At 41.6% G+C, this 18,804-nt stretch carries 27 protein-coding genes; 4 read left to right on the top strand and 23 right to left on the bottom strand.

Features of this window, described 5'->3' with window-relative positions:
- Positions 1-154: 154 nt before the first annotated feature.
- The 13 genes from DXA20_RS03220 to DXA20_RS03160 all read right to left on the bottom strand — a co-directional run bounded on the left by DXA20_RS03220 (position 155) and on the right by DXA20_RS03160 (position 9,663).
- Positions 155-1,144, bottom strand: a complete 990-nt coding sequence (locus DXA20_RS03220; RefSeq protein WP_243100517.1) for a hypothetical protein — start codon at positions 1,142-1,144, stop codon at positions 155-157.
- A 171-nt stretch (positions 1,145-1,315) separates the two neighbouring features.
- Entirely contained in the window at positions 1,316-1,876 is a 561-nt protein-coding gene (locus tag DXA20_RS03215; protein ID WP_118559285.1) for a hypothetical protein, read from the bottom strand.
- A gap of 12 nt (positions 1,877-1,888) precedes the next feature.
- Positions 1,889-2,410, bottom strand: a complete 522-nt coding sequence (locus tag DXA20_RS03210) for a sigma-70 family RNA polymerase sigma factor (protein WP_158577111.1) — start codon at positions 2,408-2,410, stop codon at positions 1,889-1,891.
- The gene (locus DXA20_RS03205) at positions 2,379-3,002 is read right to left on the bottom strand and encodes an ERCC4 domain-containing protein (RefSeq protein WP_118559356.1); all 624 of its coding nucleotides are present in this window, start codon (positions 3,000-3,002) and stop codon (positions 2,379-2,381) included. Before DXA20_RS03205 ends, DXA20_RS03210 begins: the two co-directional genes overlap by 32 nt.
- A gap of 65 nt (positions 3,003-3,067) precedes the next feature.
- Positions 3,068-3,784 carry a hypothetical protein gene (locus tag DXA20_RS03200; RefSeq protein ID WP_243100516.1) on the bottom strand — a complete coding sequence of 239 codons (717 nt, stop codon included), beginning with the start codon at positions 3,782-3,784 and terminating at the stop codon, positions 3,068-3,070.
- 13 nt (positions 3,785-3,797) lie between these two features.
- Entirely contained in the window at positions 3,798-4,214 is a 417-nt protein-coding gene (locus DXA20_RS03195; protein WP_118559282.1) for a hypothetical protein, read from the bottom strand.
- An 89-nt stretch (positions 4,215-4,303) separates the two neighbouring features.
- Positions 4,304-4,750, bottom strand: coding sequence for a single-stranded DNA-binding protein (locus DXA20_RS03190; RefSeq protein ID WP_118559281.1), 447 nt, complete (start codon positions 4,748-4,750; stop codon positions 4,304-4,306).
- A 15-nt stretch (positions 4,751-4,765) separates the two neighbouring features.
- Positions 4,766-5,482, bottom strand: a complete 717-nt coding sequence (locus tag DXA20_RS03185; protein WP_118559280.1) for an MBL fold metallo-hydrolase — start codon at positions 5,480-5,482, stop codon at positions 4,766-4,768.
- A 9-nt stretch (positions 5,483-5,491) separates the two neighbouring features.
- Complete coding sequence (locus DXA20_RS03180; protein ID WP_118559279.1) at positions 5,492-6,238, bottom strand: hypothetical protein; 747 nt, start codon at positions 6,236-6,238, stop codon at positions 5,492-5,494.
- Positions 6,238-6,603, bottom strand: coding sequence for a hypothetical protein (locus DXA20_RS03175; RefSeq protein ID WP_118559278.1), 366 nt, complete (start codon positions 6,601-6,603; stop codon positions 6,238-6,240). Before DXA20_RS03175 ends, DXA20_RS03180 begins: the two co-directional genes overlap by 1 nt.
- Position 6,604: 1 nt before the next feature.
- On the bottom strand, positions 6,605-8,587 hold the full coding sequence (locus DXA20_RS03170) for an AAA family ATPase (RefSeq protein ID WP_118559277.1): 1,983 nt from the start codon (positions 8,585-8,587) through the stop codon (positions 6,605-6,607).
- A gap of 97 nt (positions 8,588-8,684) precedes the next feature.
- A complete protein-coding gene (locus tag DXA20_RS03165) occupies positions 8,685-8,891 on the bottom strand; it encodes a hypothetical protein (RefSeq protein WP_118559276.1) in 207 nt (68 codons plus the stop codon).
- A 28-nt stretch (positions 8,892-8,919) separates the two neighbouring features.
- Complete coding sequence (locus DXA20_RS03160; protein ID WP_199877042.1) at positions 8,920-9,663, bottom strand: phage antirepressor; 744 nt, start codon at positions 9,661-9,663, stop codon at positions 8,920-8,922.
- A gap of 62 nt (positions 9,664-9,725) precedes the next feature.
- On the opposite strand from DXA20_RS03160, the gene DXA20_RS15995 reads away from it, so the two are divergent.
- Positions 9,726-9,908 carry a hypothetical protein gene (locus DXA20_RS15995; RefSeq protein WP_147403682.1) on the top strand — a complete coding sequence of 61 codons (183 nt, stop codon included), beginning with the start codon at positions 9,726-9,728 and terminating at the stop codon, positions 9,906-9,908.
- Here the strand turns inward: DXA20_RS15995 and DXA20_RS03155 are convergent.
- From DXA20_RS03155 to DXA20_RS03145, 3 genes are all read right to left on the bottom strand, one after another.
- A complete protein-coding gene (locus tag DXA20_RS03155) occupies positions 9,898-10,158 on the bottom strand; it encodes a hypothetical protein (protein ID WP_118559275.1) in 261 nt (86 codons plus the stop codon). The two genes, DXA20_RS15995 and DXA20_RS03155, sit on opposite strands and share 11 nt — an antisense overlap.
- 98 nt (positions 10,159-10,256) lie before the next feature.
- Entirely contained in the window at positions 10,257-10,451 is a 195-nt protein-coding gene (locus DXA20_RS03150; protein WP_118559274.1) for a hypothetical protein, read from the bottom strand.
- 6 nt (positions 10,452-10,457) lie between these two features.
- Positions 10,458-11,174 (bottom strand): Rha family transcriptional regulator, encoded by a 717-nt coding sequence (locus tag DXA20_RS03145; protein ID WP_118559273.1) that lies wholly within the window; start codon positions 11,172-11,174, stop codon positions 10,458-10,460.
- A 110-nt stretch (positions 11,175-11,284) separates the two neighbouring features.
- Between DXA20_RS03145 and DXA20_RS15990 the strand changes: the two genes are divergently transcribed.
- Positions 11,285-11,479 (top strand): hypothetical protein, encoded by a 195-nt coding sequence (locus DXA20_RS15990; RefSeq protein WP_147403681.1) that lies wholly within the window; start codon positions 11,285-11,287, stop codon positions 11,477-11,479.
- A 35-nt stretch (positions 11,480-11,514) separates the two neighbouring features.
- Here DXA20_RS15990 and DXA20_RS03140 read toward each other — a convergent pair whose 3' ends face one another.
- Positions 11,515-11,736 (bottom strand): helix-turn-helix domain-containing protein, encoded by a 222-nt coding sequence (locus DXA20_RS03140; protein WP_158577109.1) that lies wholly within the window; start codon positions 11,734-11,736, stop codon positions 11,515-11,517.
- A gap of 154 nt (positions 11,737-11,890) precedes the next feature.
- Here DXA20_RS03140 and DXA20_RS03135 point away from each other — a divergent pair, with 154 nt between their 5' ends.
- Together DXA20_RS03135 and DXA20_RS03130 are read left to right on the top strand one after the other, a co-directional pair.
- The gene (locus DXA20_RS03135; protein WP_118559271.1) at positions 11,891-12,367 is read left to right on the top strand and encodes a helix-turn-helix domain-containing protein; all 477 of its coding nucleotides are present in this window, start codon (positions 11,891-11,893) and stop codon (positions 12,365-12,367) included.
- 10 nt (positions 12,368-12,377) lie between these two features.
- Positions 12,378-12,833: an ImmA/IrrE family metallo-endopeptidase gene (locus tag DXA20_RS03130; protein ID WP_118559270.1), complete on the top strand. Its 456-nt coding sequence runs from the start codon at positions 12,378-12,380 to the stop codon at positions 12,831-12,833.
- A 511-nt stretch (positions 12,834-13,344) separates the two neighbouring features.
- On the opposite strand, the gene DXA20_RS03125 is transcribed toward DXA20_RS03130, so the two are convergent.
- The 6 genes from DXA20_RS03125 to DXA20_RS03100 form a co-directional block, all read right to left on the bottom strand.
- Entirely contained in the window at positions 13,345-13,974 is a 630-nt protein-coding gene (locus tag DXA20_RS03125) for a M15 family metallopeptidase (protein ID WP_118559269.1), read from the bottom strand.
- Complete coding sequence (locus tag DXA20_RS03120) at positions 13,958-14,482, bottom strand: phage holin family protein (RefSeq protein WP_118559268.1); 525 nt, start codon at positions 14,480-14,482, stop codon at positions 13,958-13,960. The genes DXA20_RS03125 and DXA20_RS03120 overlap by 17 nt, the downstream gene beginning before the upstream one ends.
- A gap of 71 nt (positions 14,483-14,553) precedes the next feature.
- Positions 14,554-15,261: a hypothetical protein gene (locus tag DXA20_RS03115; RefSeq protein WP_118559267.1), complete on the bottom strand. Its 708-nt coding sequence runs from the start codon at positions 15,259-15,261 to the stop codon at positions 14,554-14,556.
- Between the two features lie 15 nt (positions 15,262-15,276).
- Positions 15,277-15,516, bottom strand: coding sequence for a hypothetical protein (locus tag DXA20_RS03110; protein WP_118559266.1), 240 nt, complete (start codon positions 15,514-15,516; stop codon positions 15,277-15,279).
- Between the two features lie 15 nt (positions 15,517-15,531).
- On the bottom strand, positions 15,532-16,179 hold the full coding sequence (locus DXA20_RS03105) for a hypothetical protein (protein ID WP_118559265.1): 648 nt from the start codon (positions 16,177-16,179) through the stop codon (positions 15,532-15,534).
- 14 nt (positions 16,180-16,193) lie between these two features.
- On the bottom strand, positions 16,194-18,794 hold the full coding sequence (locus DXA20_RS03100; protein WP_118559264.1) for a hypothetical protein: 2,601 nt from the start codon (positions 18,792-18,794) through the stop codon (positions 16,194-16,196).
- Positions 18,795-18,804 lie beyond the last annotated feature (10 nt).

Here is an 18,804-nt window from a genome sequence, read left to right as displayed (position 1 = left end):
CTCCTTACTGTTACGCAAATGCTAACTGTCCATCTACATCTGTTTCTATCCTGTCCCTTGTAAGATTTGGCATCCTTTCCGCTACACACAGCCCTGGAAGATTGGAGCGTACCACCTCCGCCGGCAAAGTTGTCCACGATCAATTCTCCGTTTATCATCTCTCGCCCTCCATATAGTCAAACATACTGATCTGCTGCGCCGGTACATCTTCCCAGCCTACCCCGATCCAGTCCAGTACTCTTCCCCAGCCGTATTTTTCTTCCGTCTCCGGATCTGTACAGCATTCATACATCCAAAAGTGCCATTCCTGCTCGTTTCTTTCCCGGAGTCTGTCAAAACGATGCGGTCTCTCCTCCAGATGTATCCCAAAACCGCACATACTGCATCCGGTCCGCTGGGCTTTTGTTGTATAAAGAGTCCCATCCGGTTTTCTCTTTATTTCTCCATAAATTTCCGGCACCGGCACTTCCAGATCTAACGCCAGTTGTAAAATGTCCTGTCTCAAAAATGGTGCAAACGGTGCGGACCTCATAGTTGTTTTACCGTAGTAATTACACCCATGCTCCACAAGAGCCTCTTCCCTCTGACCTCCCTCGCTTGCCATCATCCCAAGAAACGGCCAGCTGTTATGTTCTTTCGCCCAATCATCACACGGCTTTTCCTTCAGGTAATAACAACATTTATTACTCACCTGAAACGGAGCTGTCTGATAATGTGTGCCATATTCTTCATTTGCCATCCCAGCGAATAGCCTTAGCCACTTTTGTGGCAACTGCATACGACTGTTTGTTGCAAAATGTCCCTGCGCTCCACACTCGCCTGTTATGATCGCATGGCGCACAGTTTTATTGTTTTCTGTCGGATGCTGGAGCAGATCAATTTTACCGGCTATTCTTTTTGAGATAACTGGGAAGCCGATAGTATTTAACACTTCCACTTTCGACTTGTAGGATTTAAGCCGTGTCACACCTAACTGCTTATGAATAGTTTGGATGCTCTTATCTTCTACGCCTGATACCGATATCGCTGGTATGTCATATCCCAGCTTTCGGATAAAAAGAAGCAATGTGATGCTATCCAGACCGCCCACACTCACATGAGCGTTGCAATATCTTTTATCCATCTCCGTAATAAACTCACGCACTCGTAACGCAGCCCTTTTCACTTTCACCTCGTAGGGAGATTCTGCTGTGCTGTGAACCTCTGCTTTGCTTCTTTCTTTCGTTTTCTGTATTCTTCTAAATTTCTATCTTCCATTGTTCAAAAGGAACCGATGCATCTTCACTCTGGCCAGAGTTCCGACTCCTTTCCGCTTTTATAAACTCAATCCTGTCTTTTCCCGTGTTTGTTCTACATACCACTCCGGTGTATATTTTCCCGGATCTAACTGCAGTTTTACATACTCATTCGTGCAATACTCCATGATCGTATCTAATCTGCCGGTATTCTTCATATTAGACGCCATACCATAATCATCATTTAATACCGCCAGCATCAATGCAATAGATGATACATAAAGATCATCCCGCGTATTAAGATAGATCTGCTCCTCTATGCTTTTAGGTTTCTGCAGAACATCCGCATTGTTAATCTTTGCAATCAATTTATCTGCATAAGATTTTAAGACAAACTGCAGTCCCTCCTGATCAAATCGCGTTGCCTCTTTATTACATTTCTTCAAGAAGATCTCAATCCGTTTCCTGCGGAATCCATGCAGATCATATAAAAGATTAGCGATCACACAGAAAGCTATTATTCTACCATCAAGCTTTCCCTGTTCTGCTACCCTTATTATTTCCGCATCTGGTGCTTTTCTTTTTCCCGCTTTCAATCGTTCTTTTCTCTCCCGGCGCACCGCCGCACGTCTGTCACTCATTTTCTCCTCCCATCAACAACATAACAGTTTCTCTACCCGTCTTTTCACTCTGGAAATATTCGACTGGGTAACTCCCATTATTTCTGCAATTTCCTGTTGTTTTAGACCTCTTTCGAAAAATTGCAACACCTTACTATCTGTTTTTCCTAACCGTTCTACAACTTCCAGATACATAATTCTGCTTAACGCTTCATTTTCCACAGATTCAAAAGACTTAAGCTGCTCAAGAAGAGTGATTTCTTCCCCATCTTCATTTTGGACAAGAGCCGGTGCATCATAACTGATCAAATATTCATTCATCCAACGCTTGGGCATCATTCTTGCCCTATGGTCCAATAGAATTTCGTTTCTGATGCATCTGCAGGCATAATTTGCGAAAGATCCGTTATCTGGTTGATAATTTATAGCCGCCTTGCAAAGTGCGATCGCGGCCAGATCATAATACTCTTCTACTGATTCATTCATTTTGTGGATCATAAAATAAATCAGATTATGGTTATTTTCAACCAGCAACTTTTGCTCTTCTGTCATCATCACAACCACCCTCCAACAATCCAACCACCTTTGCACCTGCTTGGACCGGGTGACAAAAAAGGAAGCGTACTCCATATTCTTTCTCCATCGTAACCATCGCTTTTGCAAGCGTTTCACCTTTTGTTGGTGGTCGTTTAGGCAATGCTATGTGCTGCCATTTTCCAAGATTGTGCATATACCTAATCTTGTTATAGCGATGCAGCCTCGGATTCTGCCACTGATATAAATCATCGATACAGGTTACCCCATCCTCATTCTCCACCAGAATGTACAACCGCACACCGTTGTTTTGAGCCAGAATACATTCATCCCGAAAACGATCATGCGATTTTCCGCAAATATTATTAATGATCTCACCAATACTCTCTTTTGTGTCCACGCTGACATTATATGTACCAAGAAAATCCATCTTTTTCGGATGCATCCCACGCCGCCCTTTCCTTTCCAGTACATCCATTACCTTTTCATCTGCAATAATATAATCTCCCACCGGCAGCGGAGCCCGGATCACTTCAATGCCATTTTCATAAAACCATCTATTTTTAATGAGATGTTTTTCTTCCTTTTGCCCCATGTCTTCCAATATGACCATTTCTGCTCCTTTCATCATATCGGAGCAGGCTTTTGCCTGCCCCTTCTTCTGTGAACATCATATGCCTATGAAATAATCGTAAATCCTTCAACACCTTCAAGCTGTTCTTCAAGATACTCCTGAATAGATTCCATAGCATGTAACTTCCATGCTCCTCCGTCAGCCTCAAATAAAGCACACTGTACTCCCTCGTATTTATCTTCTTTCATACGGAATACAAAATTACTTTCCGGCTGATCCACTTCGGTAAATGTGCGATATGGTTTCAAACGGACCGGACTCGGAACAACAGCATCTGCCTTTGACGCAACCCCTGTTCTTACTGTTGCTTTCTGTGATACACCGTCATCTCCGTAATCTGCAATCGTTCCACTCTCTACTGTGCCGGCAAACTTTAACAGCAACTCTCGATCATTATTTGCAATAAATTTTGACTGCATATTTATAATAAAGTTTTCATGATTTATGAAACGATTGAACGAAAATTCAGGAAGTTCTGCATTGACCTCTACCATGTATTCACGAACTCTGTCGAAATCCAAATTAGAATACAATTTTACCTGTGTCGGACTTACCACATGGACAATCATCTTTTCTTCCATTTCATCCGCTCCAGATTTAATATAATCTACAAGACTGCGAAGTGTAGTCATAGTGATGCATCCTGCTTTTGGATTATGTACAATTCTTTTCAATGGCTTATCTGAATACATTTCGCCACCTATTTTCTCAATATGCGGTTCTGCCAACCCTACAGCATACTCTAATGCTTCTTTTTCCATCTTAATATCCTCCTTATGCCTGTTTTACAGTTCTAAAATCTACGACACTGCTCTCTTTAATTTCTCCTGTTTTCGTGTCCACAATGTTCCCATTAACCTCTGTAGTGTTCTGAACCACATCGTCAAAAGACATCTGACCTTTAATTCCGGGACCATATTCCTGTGCAAAGATTTCTCCTGTTGAAAGATCCTTTTGCGTACAAAATTTAGTGCTTACCGGCTTAACCGCTGCAAGTTTTGTATCCACCGAAATATCACAGGCACAATCCGTACGATCTTCATTCTGTACAAATGTAATTCCAACGGTGATTTTTCTTTTGTTTTTCCACGGTGTATTCGGATCCTGCATATTCTGCATAACCTTTTCAAAAGCCTGATTTACTTTCTCCTGTAAAGCACCACCAGCTAATTCCTGTAAACTGATTTCCATATTTTTTCCTTTCTTTTGCTATATTGACAGTAACTATATTCAAAGCGCTTTGATTCATTATCTTAGTTTTCTGACATTCCGGTCGCCTGCTAATTAAACGGCAGCTCCTCTTCAATTCCATTCGGGATATTCATAAATCCATCATTGGAATTATCCGCTGCTCCAGACTGCACCGGCGGAGCACTCTGTCCACCATTACCATTCTGTGCTGCTGCCTTACTCTCGGCAAATTCCTGCTCCTCTACGACAACATCTGTTGTATAGATACGCTGACCATCTTTATTCGTGTAACTCCCTGTCTGAATGCGACCTGTGACAACAAGCTTTATTCCCTGATGCAGGTACTTCTCTGCAAACTCTCCACCTCTGCCCATTGCAACACAACGAATAAAATCTGCGGTCTGCTCATCTCCCTGACGCTTAAATCTGCGGTCAACTGCCAATGTATAGTTAGCAATGCAGGTGTTATTCTCATTGTTGGCATATCTGATCTCAGGGTCTCTTGTCAGTCTGCCCATTAAAATTACTTTGTTCATATACTTTTTCCTTTCCTAAAACGGCTCCTTATTCAGTTCAATCTCCATTTCCTTATCAGCGACATAAACATCTGCCATTCCTACAACTTCCTTTGCTCTGGCGGCAAACAACTCTGCATCGGAATTATCATCGCTCAGATGCAACAGTACTACATTCCGAAGATCTGGACCTTTGTTGGCTTTTAGAAATTCCAATGTTGTCCCCAACTCCATATGTCCCCGACATACATGCTCATAATTTGGATTTTCCTGTTGTATAATTTCTTTTGAGTAATTTGCTTCCACTAAAATCTGATTGACATTTTTGAATCGCCACTTGACCAGCTCCGTGTCTGTGATATACAACAGCCGTCCCATCTCCGGATATGAAATCAAAAATCCATAGCAGGGACACTCCGATCCATCTGCGTTCGTATGCATGAATTTTCCGGTCTTATCAGTTAATTCAAAACCTTGTATGGTCCAGCCCGTATCTTCAATACTCATAGGTTGGGGACTCTCATATGGCTTAAATACTGAAATTCCCATTTGCTCAAGGTCCTTAACAGACTTCGCATGATCCGCATGATGATGAGTGCATACAGCACCCACCACACACGAAATATTCCAGTTCAAGGCTTTCTTAATTTCCTTGATCTGCAGCCCCGGATCTATGATCAACGTTTCTCCGTTGCCGGCAATAAGCAAATAACAGTTTCCACTGCTACCGCTGCCCAAACACTTCAATTTCATACAAATAGCCTAGCCTTTCATAAATTCCGGGACCTCTTCCTCCACAATATCAGTTGCAGAAGTCGCTTTTTCCTGTTCTGGTACTTCTTCCACGAAATCCTCTGTATTGGCATTTGCTTTGATTTCATCCTCCACGCTCTGCCGCATTTCTTCCATTGGATATTCCTTGAAATCTCCATCAATAACTTCTTCCTGCGTATAGAAGCCAAGCGTAAGTTCCGGGCAATTCATACGAGCGAAGAAAGAAGCTGCTCTGTATCGAAGCATAATCTGCGGCATTGTCTTCCATTTGCTCATGCTCTTTGTAGTCCATCCTTCTGCCTTTGCCATTTCCATATCAATTACGGGACCAGTTACTTTTCTTCCATCTTTCATTGTCCAGCACTGACAAGAATACTGCTTTCCGGCTTTATCATTCTTTTCGTCATACTGTAATTCCATGTCATACTTGCCGCTTCCATTCACTGATGCGATAAGGAACTGCGCTGACCAGCTCGGTCTGCCCTGAATCACATATAAATTCTGCATGACCATCAAGGGACTGGTCTGCAATCTATTGGCAATATCAATGGCAACAAGTGCGTTTGCTTCGTTTCCCTGATAGTCCTTGGGTACGATCGTACTGCAAGAAAGTGCTTTTGCCATCTGACCAGCCATCAACCAGTTATCAGAACTGCCCCAAATTCCTTTGCTGAGTTCTGTGTCATGCTTTACTGCTACCTTTGTTTCTTTCTTTTCCACAATCTCTGCCGCCATCACTCATCAATCCCCTCTCCTAAAATTTTATTCAGCAAATCATCAAGCTCCCGTTCTACAGATTTATCATCGTCCCTCCTTTTCTCCGTGTTTTTCCCTCCGCAAGCAGCCTGTTCCATTTCTAATGCAAAACACATATTAAGTATAGACTGCCTGATTGAATTACCATGCGCAAACGCTTTAATTGCATTCTGCACCAAAAGCACCAGAGATTTAACAAATCTGCCAGTTGCAATTCCCTGCTCTGACGGATCACTTACCAGCGCAATTTTGCAGCCATTTTCATCCAAAACTACAGCATTAACCATGTCGCCTGTAATGACCTGTTTCTCTTCTCCATTTACCTCAACTTTCACTTTAACCATCTTACATTTCCTCTCTCTCTACTTTTAATTCCTTGTCATCCGTCACCTGCAGCAATATAAGCTGTCCTTTCATTGCCGGAATGTTGTATTCATTCACAGCTTCTGCATTGTCAATAAAAACAGGTGCAGTCACATCATGCATAGCAGATAATGCTTTTATAATATCCAATCCGGCTACAATACGATGTCCAGTATTCAACGAAGAGTATGGAACCCCATTTACCATACACTCGCAACACTCTACCACGGCACCATTGACCTGCTTATCAAACAACTTCCAATGCACAATGCCAAATTTTTCATTGACCATTTTTGAAAGGATCATCATTTTAGCTTTCATAAACTGTTCCAACAGGTAAAGCGACTTCTCCTCATTCGCCACATTTTGAGCAATTTCGCGCATTTCTGCTTCCAGTTGTCCTATGCGTTCTTCTTTATCGCTATTGTCAGCTGCGATAATCTGTTTTTCCACAATGGCAAGCTCATCTTTCAATCCATTCTTTTTAATCTTCAGCTGCTGTCTCATTGCGGTACCACTATTCATCTGCTGCAATACTTTTTCTTTTTCCGCAATCTCTGAAACCAACTGCTGATATTCCTCATTATCAGAAAGATCCACATGATCCGGAAGTCGTGCAATGTCCTTTTGAACATTTTCCAATTCTTCTTTTCTGCTCCGCAGATTCTTCTCCTCTTCCGAAATCTCCCATACATTGCTCTCCTGCTTTTCTTTCATGCTCGTAATCAGAGACTGATAATGCTTCCCCTCTTTCACAGTTTTCTCTAATCGGCAATCATGATCTTCCTGCCATTTATTCTTTCTTTCCGTCTTGGCAATCTCAAACATCTGATGCTTATTAGCAATCTGATCATCTGGCAATTTCTGATGGCACACCGGACAAAAATCATCATTTTCATCATATTCCAAATCATCTGCATAATTTTCAGCATTGATTTTCTTCCATTCATCCAATGTTTCCATTCTCTTTTTCTCATAAGCAGATATGGTCCCGGCAATTACCTTCTTATTTCCATACAAAATTTTCAAATGAGCATTACTTTTTTCTATTTCGGATTCCAATTTCATCTGCAAGCCGTTGAGTCGATTCTTCTCTTTTACATTTTCCTCATTGGCATTTCGCTCAATATCTGTCAACTTAAATTTCAGATCCATAACATGGTCCGTCTGCTTCTGGAACACCTCGTACTGTTCTGCCATATCATCTTCTGCCTTTTCTGCAGCAATTATTTTTTCTCTAAGATCATTTTTCTGCAGTTCCAATTCGGCTATATCAATATCCGTCATTGACTTTCTAACCTCGTCAATTCTTGCCGGAATCTCCGTCTGCTTTTTCTTGTACTCAGATAACGCCTTTTTAACCTTAGCTTGCAGATCTTCCGGAGTATGTATGGATAAAGCCAGATTCAGCTCCGACAACACATCGGGGTTGGATGCGATCACTGTATCGTTATCTACACCCGGTATCATTTTCATCAGATCTTCACGCTGTTCTTTCCACTTCTTATTTACAAAAGCCTGTGGATTCGTCAGCAGTTGAAAAAGATCTTCATCAATGATCTCTGCCACAAATGCCTTATAGTCCTTTTCTTTCTTGGGTACACCATCAATCTCATAAAGGTTGTCATTCCCCTGCAGTGTTGCCTCCAAAGCTCCTCTCTTTTTCACCCAATTCTGTTTCTGCACCTTGGTTAATTCATACTCTCTGCCATCAACATCCAGTGTTGTGACAACTTTAATTTCTACATGATCAATAGGATTTCCGAAAGCATCCAAGGGGCGCACCTGGAACTTGGTATCACCTAAACTGTTTTTGTTAAACAGACACCACATAAATGCATCTTCCACTGTGGTTTTTCCAACCGCATTCTGCCCACTGATCTTTGTTATATGACCAAACTCTATCGTCTGGTCCTTTACTTTCTTGAAGTTTTCCATGTGTAACTTCTTCAATGTTATTTTCACTTTGCAATCTCTCCTTTTCCGTGCTACAATGCACTTGTATGTGATGGACTTTTATGTCCTTTGTTTTTGGCTCATGGGTACTGCAATACCTATGGGCCTATTTTTTAGGCGGAAGCTGAATCTGCAGAATGGCCGCAATCTTGTCCACCTTGCCATACTCATTGTTTCCATCTGCCACAACCTTTGCGATTGCTTCAATCAGATACTCTTTACACAGCAAATGAGTATAATACTCTGCATCCACCTCCACTGTCGCTTTCTTTACTGCCTGTACCTCTTTCTCTTCCTTACTAAATAACTTCATCACGCTATGTCTCCTTTCTGCTTTGTAATCATCTTAAAAATTTGTTGATAAAATACTGCTGCCCCTTACCAGTCACCTTTGTAGTGCGGTTGATGCGAACAGATCCATCCGGGTTGTTGACGGTACTCTCCTTAATATCGAAAAGTCCCATTTCCATTGACTTCTGCGTCGGCATGTTCCAGTCAGAGCCTTTTCGCTTGATCAGATAACCATTTTCACGCAACCACTCGAATAATCGCTTCTGACCAATATCAACGCCATTCTGTTTCAACAACTTTGCCATGTCTCCGACAAGAATAGATGTGTGACTGGCTGATACCGCATCAGCAAAAATTTCTTTTGGCTTCATGCGTTCAATCTGCTTATCCCGCTCAGCAATTTTATTCTGTGCCACCATAAGAGCCTTCGCCATCAGTTCATCGTCTGACATATTCTCCTGCCCTGCTATGTAGCCACCGTTCTTGCGGATTGATGGAAGCACTTCTGATGTCACCCAATCAGTAAATTTTTCTGCGCTCTCTTTTCTACTCTGAAAAATTGTCTTGTAAAGATTGCCCTCATTGACAAAAGTCGCTCTTTGGGTTCTTCCAATGCTGTCAATGACCTCGGCAGTACCGACCCCATCTTTTTTCAGTCTTTTCTTTACATCTGTGACATGCGTAATTTCTAGTGCTTTGCAGACATCAGCCAGACAAAACATAGGCTCATCATTAACCGTTATCGTTCGGATTGCTCCAAACTCTGAATTTTCAAAAATCTTTACTTCATTCACTGAATCAAATCACTTCTTTCTGTGTTATAATCTCCATATCAAAAATGATAGGGGGTGCTATTGTGAGTATTTATCCAGATATTGGCTGTCCAACTGCTGGACAAACTGTTGAACCTGGCAAATATGCTTGTATGAATTGTCCGCACAAAGATAATGAAGATGATAAGGCAATCATCACTTTAGACAAACGAGGAAAACTTCCTGTATGTCCTGTATGCGGAAATCCATATTGGGCTAAATTTTAGTAGTTTTCTTTAACCATTGCTTTTCCATTTCGAGTGTCTGCTCCGTAACCTGCAAGTTTTCATCAAGCAGATGCTCGATTTGGTAATTCCTTTTGTCAATAATTCCGTCTTTACTTGTTCTCTCAATGTGTAAAACCATTTTCCCATCATGGGTTAAAGGAATGATCAATATACTCTGAACCCAATGGACTTCATGTTTCACAAAGTGCTTATGAAAAAAGGGTTTTACTCTATTTGCTAATTTGATCATTTGTCACCTGCTTTCTCATATACCGGAATCATGCGAACCCTATAACCCGTTATCGCATTCCTTGCATTTGGCGTAATGGTCGCAATCGTTGTTGGATTTTATTTGTTTTTAACTTCCTCTTTTATTTCAATAATCTCTTTAAAGCATATATCAGGATTTTCAGATAAAAATAGTCCGATTGCATCATATTTCCAAGATGCAAATCCAGATGCTACAACTTCTTTTCCGTCATGTATTGCCTTAACCGTGAATTGTTTCCATGTATCAGAAACCCTACTGTTTGATCTTTTCAATCAATTTCACCTCTCAAAGTAATCCAATACCTGATCCGCGATATCCTGCAATTCCTTGTACTCTTCAACAAGATCCATAGGATATACCATCGTTCTTCCGTTTTCTCTGCGATATTCGTCTACTGCACCATCCACATTGTAATATCTACCGCATTCCTCCAGAATGATATGATACAGTTCTTTCAGCTCCATATCCCTGCTGCGTGTGATGCACCATATTCTTGATTTGTTGCGATCGTACCAGGTTTTCTTTTTGGGAACTAAGCGTTGTAAGCGTCCAATCTTTGGCTTTTCCTCTTCCTGCCTTTCAATTTTCTGCAATCTTTTATGCAGATCATTCAGCTTCCAATCAACAATTTCTTCCGGCGTCCACTGTGGCAGTTCTCTTTTCTCCTGCTTCTGCTCTACCACTTTCTGCCGGCTGATTGCCTGCTCCATTTCGTGGAAACGCTCAATATACTTTACGGTAAATTCCGTCCCCTTAATTCCTGTCATTTTATGGGCAATGAACTCGCAACCTTTCTTGGTAATGTTGTAACTTTTGTTCTCCTTACCACTTGCATCTACATATGTCGAGGGTTGAAAATATGAACTCAACTCAAAATTGAGTTCAGTAAAATGCTTTTCGTAAGATGCGATACTTCTCAGCAAGTTATAGTGAGTTTTTCCAGTCATTTCCGCAACTTCCAAAGACGTTATAGTCGCAGTTTCTAAATCATTCATTAGTGCTCTCCTTTCTTTTTAATTTTCAAAAGAAAACTATTGACCTTTAATACTTTTCTTTCTATGATTGTTATGTAACTTTTAATTTCTTTTACGAAGGGAGTTTTATCATGAGAGTATCTGGATATTGCCCTACACAGGGGAAAAATTATTCCATTGATGTATCTTACATAGATGCATCAACATTTGATGGGAAACAATTTATCAAAGGACAAGCCTATTGCAATTACACAGCACAATGTAACCCTTGCAATAGAAGTAATGATTGTCCAATTTATAAAAATGCCCCAGAAACTCACGAATAACTCAACTCAAAAAGTTACATCAGTAACTGCCCTGCCTATTTGGTGGGGCTTTCTGCTTTTTCAAACAGATCGTTAGGTTCAATTCCAAGGGCATTAGCAATTCTCGGAATATGCTCTATACGGAGCAATTTTCTTCCGTTCAGCATATTGCTAAACTCTGATTCACTAAATCCAGCTCTTTCAGCAACAACACACTGCTTCATTCCCTTGTCGTGTATGACTTTTTTTACAGCTTCAATAACCTTTTCGTACTCCATACTGTATTTTCCTCCTTTCATTTACAAGTTTCTTGTAACAATTAAGATAATATTGTATTTTTCTTGTAATGTCAAGACTTTTTTACAAGTTTTTTGTAATTTTTCTTTTAATTCCACAAATTTTATTGTATAATGCGCATAGGAGGTGATTTACATGAGTATTGGAAGTAGAATAAGAGAAGCCCGCCAAATGAAGAATATATCCCGAAATAAGCTAGCTGAGCTTATCGGCGTTACATCCTCTGCAATAGCCAACTATGAAAATGGTGTAAGTTCCCCAAAATTGGACTTAATGTATAAATTATTTGATGCTTTGGATTGCGATGCCAATTATCTTTTTCAAGATGAAATGAATGATTTAAAAGATGTTGCACTCAGTGCATCCGAAAGAATTATGATACACAACTACCGTGAATTGGACGCTCACGGCAGAGAAATGGTTGATTTTACACTGCAAAAAGAGTGGGAACGCTCGGTTGAATGCTCAAAAAATAATGTTATCAACATTGTGGATAATGATAAATCCAAGCCATATATTACAACAAAGGCAGCAAACTCCATAGACAACGCTACTCCAGAACAAAACAAACACGATGATGACATAATGGATAATGATGATGAATGGAAATAGGTGATAATATTTGGAATATGAAGCACTATTGAAAGAATACGATGCAACCGAACTGATTATCAAAGAAAAAGACCTCCAGGGCAGCAATGGACGTATAAGAGGAAATCGAATTGCTATAAAAAAAGATATATCCCTGCGACAAAAAGCCTGTGTTCTTGCCGAGGAACTTGGACACTATCATACAACGGTCGGGGATATTCTGGATCAGACAGATGTTTCCAACCGAAAGCAGGAGCGAACCGCCAGACTTTGGGCATACAACAAGCAGATTGGTCTCTCCGGCTTAGTTCACTGTTTTGAGGCACGATGTCAAAACACTCACGAAATGGCTGACCACCTCGGCGTGACCGAAGCATTTTTACAGGACGCCTTGGAATGTTACCGACAGAAATATGGAATCTGCACATCTTACCAGCAATACACCATATATTTTGAGCCCAAACTGGCAATATGCAAGAAACTCTAATCTGGCATAATTGACAGCATTGGTTACCAACTGGTTACCGCTTGGTTGCATAAGTAGATTAGGTTAGTATAGTAGAGGATATAGATTAGTATAGTAGAGGATATAGATTAGTATAGTAGAGGATATAGATTAGTATAGTATAAAATAATTAGAATAGTTTAGGAAAATCGAGATCAAACCAATATTCAAATTTTGTTATTTGCATATTGCATCTGATTTTGGCATATGCTATAATGCCATTAGGCAAAAGAAATGATGTTTCTATCACGGAAGCACCAACGAAAGCCCCGCAGATGGCAGTCTGCGGGGCTTTCTTGTTTCATTACGGCGAAACCACACCGAGGCTAGTTGTCATTATTTATCGCTATCTAACCATTTGATGATGTAGTGGCAAACTACACCAGCCATAACAGCAATAAAAAAAGAAATGATGTTTTCTAACACTTTCACACCCCCTTTCCGTTGCCGGATTGGGAATGACAACAAGGCTATTCTATCACATTCGCTGTGGTTATGCCACAAACTTCTTATTCACATATCCCACTTTGTTTTTGTATCTCACTTTCGTGTACCATGCTTTCGAATACAGAACTTCAACGGCAGCTCCCTTTGGGATCCTGCAGTGCGATCCTGTCTTTTTCGAAGAAGCTTTCCATAAAAGAGCTCCTTTCTCACGTTTCACCGTCTTTTTCCATGTTCTCTTGAACTTATCCGGAGTACCGTAAAGAGCTTTCAGACGGGTTGTCGTGCTTCCCCACTCTGACAGATAAAAATGAGGCGTATCTACGATTGATTTCCAATCACCGCCCCAGCCAAGACCGATGCCCTTGGCAATCACTGCCACTTTGCGAATCGTGGCTGCATCATACAGGAGCTTGCTGTCATTGATTGCAATATCAAATGCAATGCCCCACATATGCTGGCTGGACCATGTACTTCCCTTTGCATTTGTCACAATCTTACCCGGTTTCGTTCTGCCCTGAGCATAGAGCGAATCCTGATACTCTTTGCTCCGGAATCCTTCCGTAATAATGAGATAAATTCCCTGCTTTTCGCACTTTTTCAGCAAAACAGTCAGCTTCTGATCAAGCCACGGGTGCAGCTTCGTTCTGTCAATTCTAACGTCATGTTCTTTCTTCATAGTCTGTTTCCTCCATTTCTGTATCTTCCTTCAATATATTCCCTTCATGTTCCACTGTTCCCTTCAGGACAGCAATCACTTTTGTCAGAAATGCAGGCACCTTCACTCCCATTCTCCCGGCATTCTCCGTGATCGATAAGCATTCATTCAGAATGAACCACGCCGTCACAAGCGTGGAGAAGAACATCGTCATCGGCAGCGTAACCGATAATACCCCTGACAACTTATAGATCAGGAAATCCACGATCATCGATGCCACGATCACCAATATGTAACCGAACTTTTTGAAAATACCGATCATTCCCTTTCTGCTGCTCCAGCCGTACTTATCATCGTCCGGATGCTCCACTGCTTCCTTGGCACTGGCAGCCATACCGGCGAGAAAATCAATGATCATTGCTGCAGCTACCGCCACCAGCATCCATCCAAGCAATCCACACTTTGATGCAATTGCCGCCGTAATTGTTGACAGCCCAAGTTGAGCTGCATAGATTTGTAATTTGTCCATAATGTACCTTCCTTTCCGCCTTTTAGGCATTAAAATAAGGAGCTGACGCTCCTTGGGTTATCAATTTATTCTTATTTTAGTATCAAAGATCCCAACGATTTTGCCGGAATTACAAGTGGCGTATCTAATACGGTACGGTCAATCATGATGAATCTTGCCGCTGCTTCTGTCATGTTTGTACTATCCGAGACGTTGTCTGGTCCTTTAGTTCTATCCGTTATATAAAGATAGCCAACACATGCGCACATTTCCTTAATTATAACTTCTTCGTCCTTGCTGTTGTACACTCTTAACTCCTGAACACGGACACCATCTTTTTTGACTGTATGCTCAGTTGATCCGTTACACCAAACTCCTTTTAACCATCCTTTTAACCAGTAATCATCTTCGTTTTCTGGATCATCAGATGCTCCGAAAAATACTAATTGCGCAGTGGCATCTGAATTAGAATATCCGTATATAAACGGATTACAAATAATGCTATTATCTCTGTAATCCGTGACGCTCAATGTAAGCATAGATTTTCGATATGGAAACATATAACGATATATTAAATCTCCGTTGGCATCGGACTGTAATGGAGACATAGTCGTTTGTCTCTCACAAATTTTGAAACGAAGTGGATTGCCTTTTTCATTGTTATATGCCGTGCTGCTTCCATAGTTGCCGCGGTTCACGACAACTCCGTTTATCGTGACAGTATCCGTATCGAACCACTCGTCAACGAGCTTTCCTTGCGTTATAAAATCCCACGCTTTTTTCCCCATTTTAGTTATCATTGTATTACCTCCTTTTTAATCTGTTAAATATACTTCTGCTTGATAAGTCGGATATGTTCTTACTATCCTTTGTGCTTCAACCACAATCACCGGATACACATAGATAGATAAAGGTGGATGTGGATAGCTGTCCCCACCACTTCCAGAAATATTTTCAATCTCACCCGGCATTTCCGCCAACATCATTTTGTCTGTTTTTCCGGTTTTGCTACGAATCGCATCCGCAACAGATTGCAGATCATCCAATATGCTCACTCAAATTCCTCCTTTCTAAAACTGTGTTGTCGTAATTGCCCCTATCGTTTCTGCCAATTCCTGAATATCTGCTTCAAGCTCCTCATGTGCAACATTCAGATTGGTGCACAGTTTTCCGATTGTCTCGTCCATCTTTTTCAGGTTCTCCGCCGATATGTCCGGTGGTCCATCGTTCTTCCAGCCGATCGGTTCATACTCTACCGATTCAAATACCGCTTCCTGTCCCGGTAAAGTACCTCCATCAGAAACATATAATCGAATCAGAGTTTTTACCAGTGTTGGTATGTCATCTGTTCTTACCTCGCTGTATACAGGTATCGCACTAGAAGGATCCCCACCTGTAGATCCATAAGCACCAAACGTAGCATAATATGTGATGCCCATATACTCTACCTCTGCAAACTTTGAAGATAATGGATCTGTTCCGTAATATTTGTCAGAATATGAAAATGCATATTCTCTCACATTTGAAACGATCAGAGGATGCCAATAGCTTCCATTATTAGCCATCATTCCAATAGCCCACCACTCTTCTGTGCTATCATTCGGCTTAAATGCATATTGAGCAGCATTTTGCTGTATCAGTTTTGTACCTTTTCCGTATCCGAAACTTGTTTTTATCCCAAGACTGATTGTCGGTTCCGGTATTAAATAACTCGCCATAGTTGCCTCTCTTTCTAGACATTCGCCCAATATCCGTAATTTATCCTGTAACTTTGCCCTTTTTCTATTTTTGAATGTGATATAACTAATTGCGGAGTTCCGGATGTTCCTTTTAACGATAAGGAAACCACATTTATCGTAAATGGACATGCATCCCAATCAGCATTTACAGCCGCAAAAGGCATCATACCGTTAATATTTTCAACATCTATTACTGTATATACCGTTATTGCATCAGCTGTGAAAACTTTAGTCCCTGCCATGTATTGCATTCCGTTAATTCTCATGCCTGTGCATGATACAATACTAGATGTTCTTAAAATATTTTCATCACTTCCATCAATTGTCACTTCTTGTACTTTAAATGGTGCGCTCGATTTTATTACCGGCTGTTTTTTTAATTCGCCATCGTACTCTTCGTCCAGTGTTATATTTGCCGCGATCGTCTCCTCTTCTGCAGTTCCCATCCTTGTTGTATGTGATGTTTTTTCAAGATGAATACCGTAAGGATTGTGTATCGTTTTGCTGCTATCCTTAAACTGTTGTTTTACATAACCGCCTTTGCCATCTTCAACATCAAGAGTTACGGTCGTATAACATTCTGATGACACTCCTTCCTCCGTATTCATTGCTGTTGAATTATAATCACATGTAGGTCTTTGATCCAGATTTTCCTCATAGTCATACTCCATCCAATGAGCTCCATTGCCATAATAAAAGCGATATACCGTATCTGTATCCAAGTCATAATACAGATCCCCGATTGCCGGTCCCTTTATCTCTACGGTACCGTCCGGTATGGTAAGCTCATCCTTTGGTTTTCCATTTCCTATGTATTTTACTTCCAGTTCTTCCCCATTCGCTATTACCTTGGGCTTATAGTTTGACAGTTTCAATAAACTGTCAGGACTGTTCACTGTCTCCAAATGAATCCGTCCCCCAGAAATATCAATTGATTCAGCTTGAACGGTACCATTTTCTGTAACATTGAATTTATCACTGACTATCGTGATCTTTTTTCCGGAAAGATTCAGCGCATTGCCGGAAATGATATTGAATACATCCTCCGCTTCAAGATCAATGTTATCCGCCCCTGCTTTAAAGTAAGTCTTTGCCGTATCCGGATCAACACCCAGAGCAACCTCTACCAGTCTGCCGTCAGAGTCCACCTTCAGGACAACGCTGTCTGCCTGCAGCTCGATAGAGGACTGCAGCTCTTTCTCCGCACCTGTGGCACGTTTTGCTTCCAGACGGATTGCTTCATCCGTCTGTTCAAATCTGGTAGATGTCTGCTTTTCCACATTTGCCATCTCAATTGCAACTTCATCAATGCTCTTTCGGATCTTCAGCGTCCTGCCTTTGAGCTGCATCAGTTCACTTTCCTGCGTAACTTCATTCTGTCGTTTCTGGGTTCCCTTCGCCTCGTATGTATCAATCTGTGCTTGTATGCCGGAGATCGTACGGGAGAATATATACGAATAAACCTTCTCCGCTTCTTTCTCCGCCACGATCATGTCGCCGGTCTCCAGATATGGCAGAGCATTCAGCTTCAGCTCGGACACCGGGCGGTAATAGATACCTTTCAACTTGGAGAGGATATTACCACCGATCACCTTAAGTTCGTCCACCGATTTCCCGTACAGCAGGAAGTTTCCGGTGATAAGATATGGATTGCTCAGATCCGTCCCGACCGTCACGCCAACGTCCTCCTCATCCGTCTGGATATTAAGACAGGTGATCTTGTCCGTGGTGTATTCCTCGCATCGGATACTCCTGTATTCTGCTTCGGTATCAGATGCGCCGGACAACTTTGTCATATCCTGTGCGCCGCCGGAACTTGTCGGATATAGACCCACATGCGGATATAAGCCAATGTGTGGATACAAACCAATAGAATGCATATCCGGCAGATATATCACCTCGAAACTTCCACTCCGATCCATTCGTCCAAAGCCGGCATTCACCGTGCAGATTGCCTTGAGTGCCGTGGTTCCTGTCAGACTTCCCGCCGTCGGAGCAATAGTTTTCTCCACGTCCATGTCATCATTGATCAGACTCTGCGGTCGAAAAGGGATCCCTAAATGCTGCAACAGCGATTCTCTCATCGCCTTAAGCTTCACCGTCCCGTATTCCACAACCTTCACGGTGACTTCTTTGCCGTCCTGCAGCTTTGTGACACTCTTCTCCTCTGCCGGAAAAAGAGCGTTATACCACTCAGAGACATCCACGGATGCTCCATATAAAGCGTCATACGCCACGACCTTCTTGTAATCCTTGTCATCCACCAGTTCCGCAGAATCAACCTGATAATATCCCATCGGCAGCTGTATCGCTGTATCGCCATCTTCATCCACTGTCTCCTGAATGGCGATAAATCCCTGCCCGTTCAGCTCGTTCTGCAAGATCTCCGACACCTCAAACTCGCATGAGGATGCTATGCAGCCTCCAAGTACAAGCTCCTCTTCATCGCAGATGCTTTCCTTGATCGTAACCGCTTCAGAATGAATTGTATCGTTGCCGATCGTCAGACCCAGATCTGGGAAGTGCATTTGATAGCCATGAAAATATGTACCGCTGCAAAAGATTTTCTTTTGCGCTTCTGTTAGATCTAACATATGCAGCCTC

The organism is Roseburia sp. AM59-24XD (genome assembly GCF_003478445.1).
Taxonomy (GTDB): Bacteria; Bacillota; Clostridia; order Lachnospirales; family Lachnospiraceae; genus Jutongia.
Note: the sequence above shows the minus strand (reverse complement) of the source record. Positions and strands in the feature narration are given on the sequence as shown.

Excerpts from the sequence above, each read along its gene's own strand:
- DXA20_RS03215 (WP_118559285.1), bottom strand. The coding sequence starts at position 1,876 with ATGAGTGACAGACGTGCGGCGGTGCGCCGGGAGAGAAAAGAACGATTG.
- DXA20_RS03210 (WP_158577111.1), bottom strand. The coding sequence starts at position 2,410 with ATGATGACAGAAGAGCAAAAGTTGCTGGTTGAAAATAACCATAATCTG.
- DXA20_RS03205 (WP_118559356.1), bottom strand. The coding sequence starts at position 3,002 with ATGGTCATATTGGAAGACATGGGGCAAAAGGAAGAAAAACATCTCATT.
- DXA20_RS03200 (WP_243100516.1), bottom strand. The coding sequence starts at position 3,784 with ATGGAAAAAGAAGCATTAGAGTATGCTGTAGGGTTGGCAGAACCGCAT.
- DXA20_RS03195 (WP_118559282.1), bottom strand. The coding sequence starts at position 4,214 with ATGGAAATCAGTTTACAGGAATTAGCTGGTGGTGCTTTACAGGAGAAA.
- DXA20_RS03190 (WP_118559281.1), bottom strand. The coding sequence starts at position 4,750 with ATGAACAAAGTAATTTTAATGGGCAGACTGACAAGAGACCCTGAGATC.
- DXA20_RS03185 (WP_118559280.1), bottom strand. The coding sequence starts at position 5,482 with ATGAAATTGAAGTGTTTGGGCAGCGGTAGCAGTGGAAACTGTTATTTG.
- DXA20_RS03180 (WP_118559279.1), bottom strand. The coding sequence starts at position 6,238 with ATGGCGGCAGAGATTGTGGAAAAGAAAGAAACAAAGGTAGCAGTAAAG.
- DXA20_RS03175 (WP_118559278.1), bottom strand. The coding sequence starts at position 6,603 with ATGGTTAAAGTGAAAGTTGAGGTAAATGGAGAAGAGAAACAGGTCATT.
- DXA20_RS03165 (WP_118559276.1), bottom strand. The coding sequence starts at position 8,891 with ATGAAGTTATTTAGTAAGGAAGAGAAAGAGGTACAGGCAGTAAAGAAA.
- DXA20_RS03155 (WP_118559275.1), bottom strand. The coding sequence starts at position 10,158 with ATGATCAAATTAGCAAATAGAGTAAAACCCTTTTTTCATAAGCACTTT.
- DXA20_RS03145 (WP_118559273.1), bottom strand. The coding sequence starts at position 11,174 with ATGAATGATTTAGAAACTGCGACTATAACGTCTTTGGAAGTTGCGGAA.
- DXA20_RS15990 (WP_147403681.1), top strand. The coding sequence starts at position 11,285 with ATGAGAGTATCTGGATATTGCCCTACACAGGGGAAAAATTATTCCATT.
- DXA20_RS03140 (WP_158577109.1), bottom strand. The coding sequence starts at position 11,736 with ATGGAGTACGAAAAGGTTATTGAAGCTGTAAAAAAAGTCATACACGAC.
- DXA20_RS03135 (WP_118559271.1), top strand. The coding sequence starts at position 11,891 with ATGAGTATTGGAAGTAGAATAAGAGAAGCCCGCCAAATGAAGAATATA.
- DXA20_RS03125 (WP_118559269.1), bottom strand. The coding sequence starts at position 13,974 with ATGAAGAAAGAACATGACGTTAGAATTGACAGAACGAAGCTGCACCCG.
- DXA20_RS03120 (WP_118559268.1), bottom strand. The coding sequence starts at position 14,482 with ATGGACAAATTACAAATCTATGCAGCTCAACTTGGGCTGTCAACAATT.
- DXA20_RS03115 (WP_118559267.1), bottom strand. The coding sequence starts at position 15,261 with ATGATAACTAAAATGGGGAAAAAAGCGTGGGATTTTATAACGCAAGGA.
- DXA20_RS03105 (WP_118559265.1), bottom strand. The coding sequence starts at position 16,179 with ATGGCGAGTTATTTAATACCGGAACCGACAATCAGTCTTGGGATAAAA.
- DXA20_RS03100 (WP_118559264.1), bottom strand. The coding sequence starts at position 18,794 with ATGTTAGATCTAACAGAAGCGCAAAAGAAAATCTTTTGCAGCGGTACA.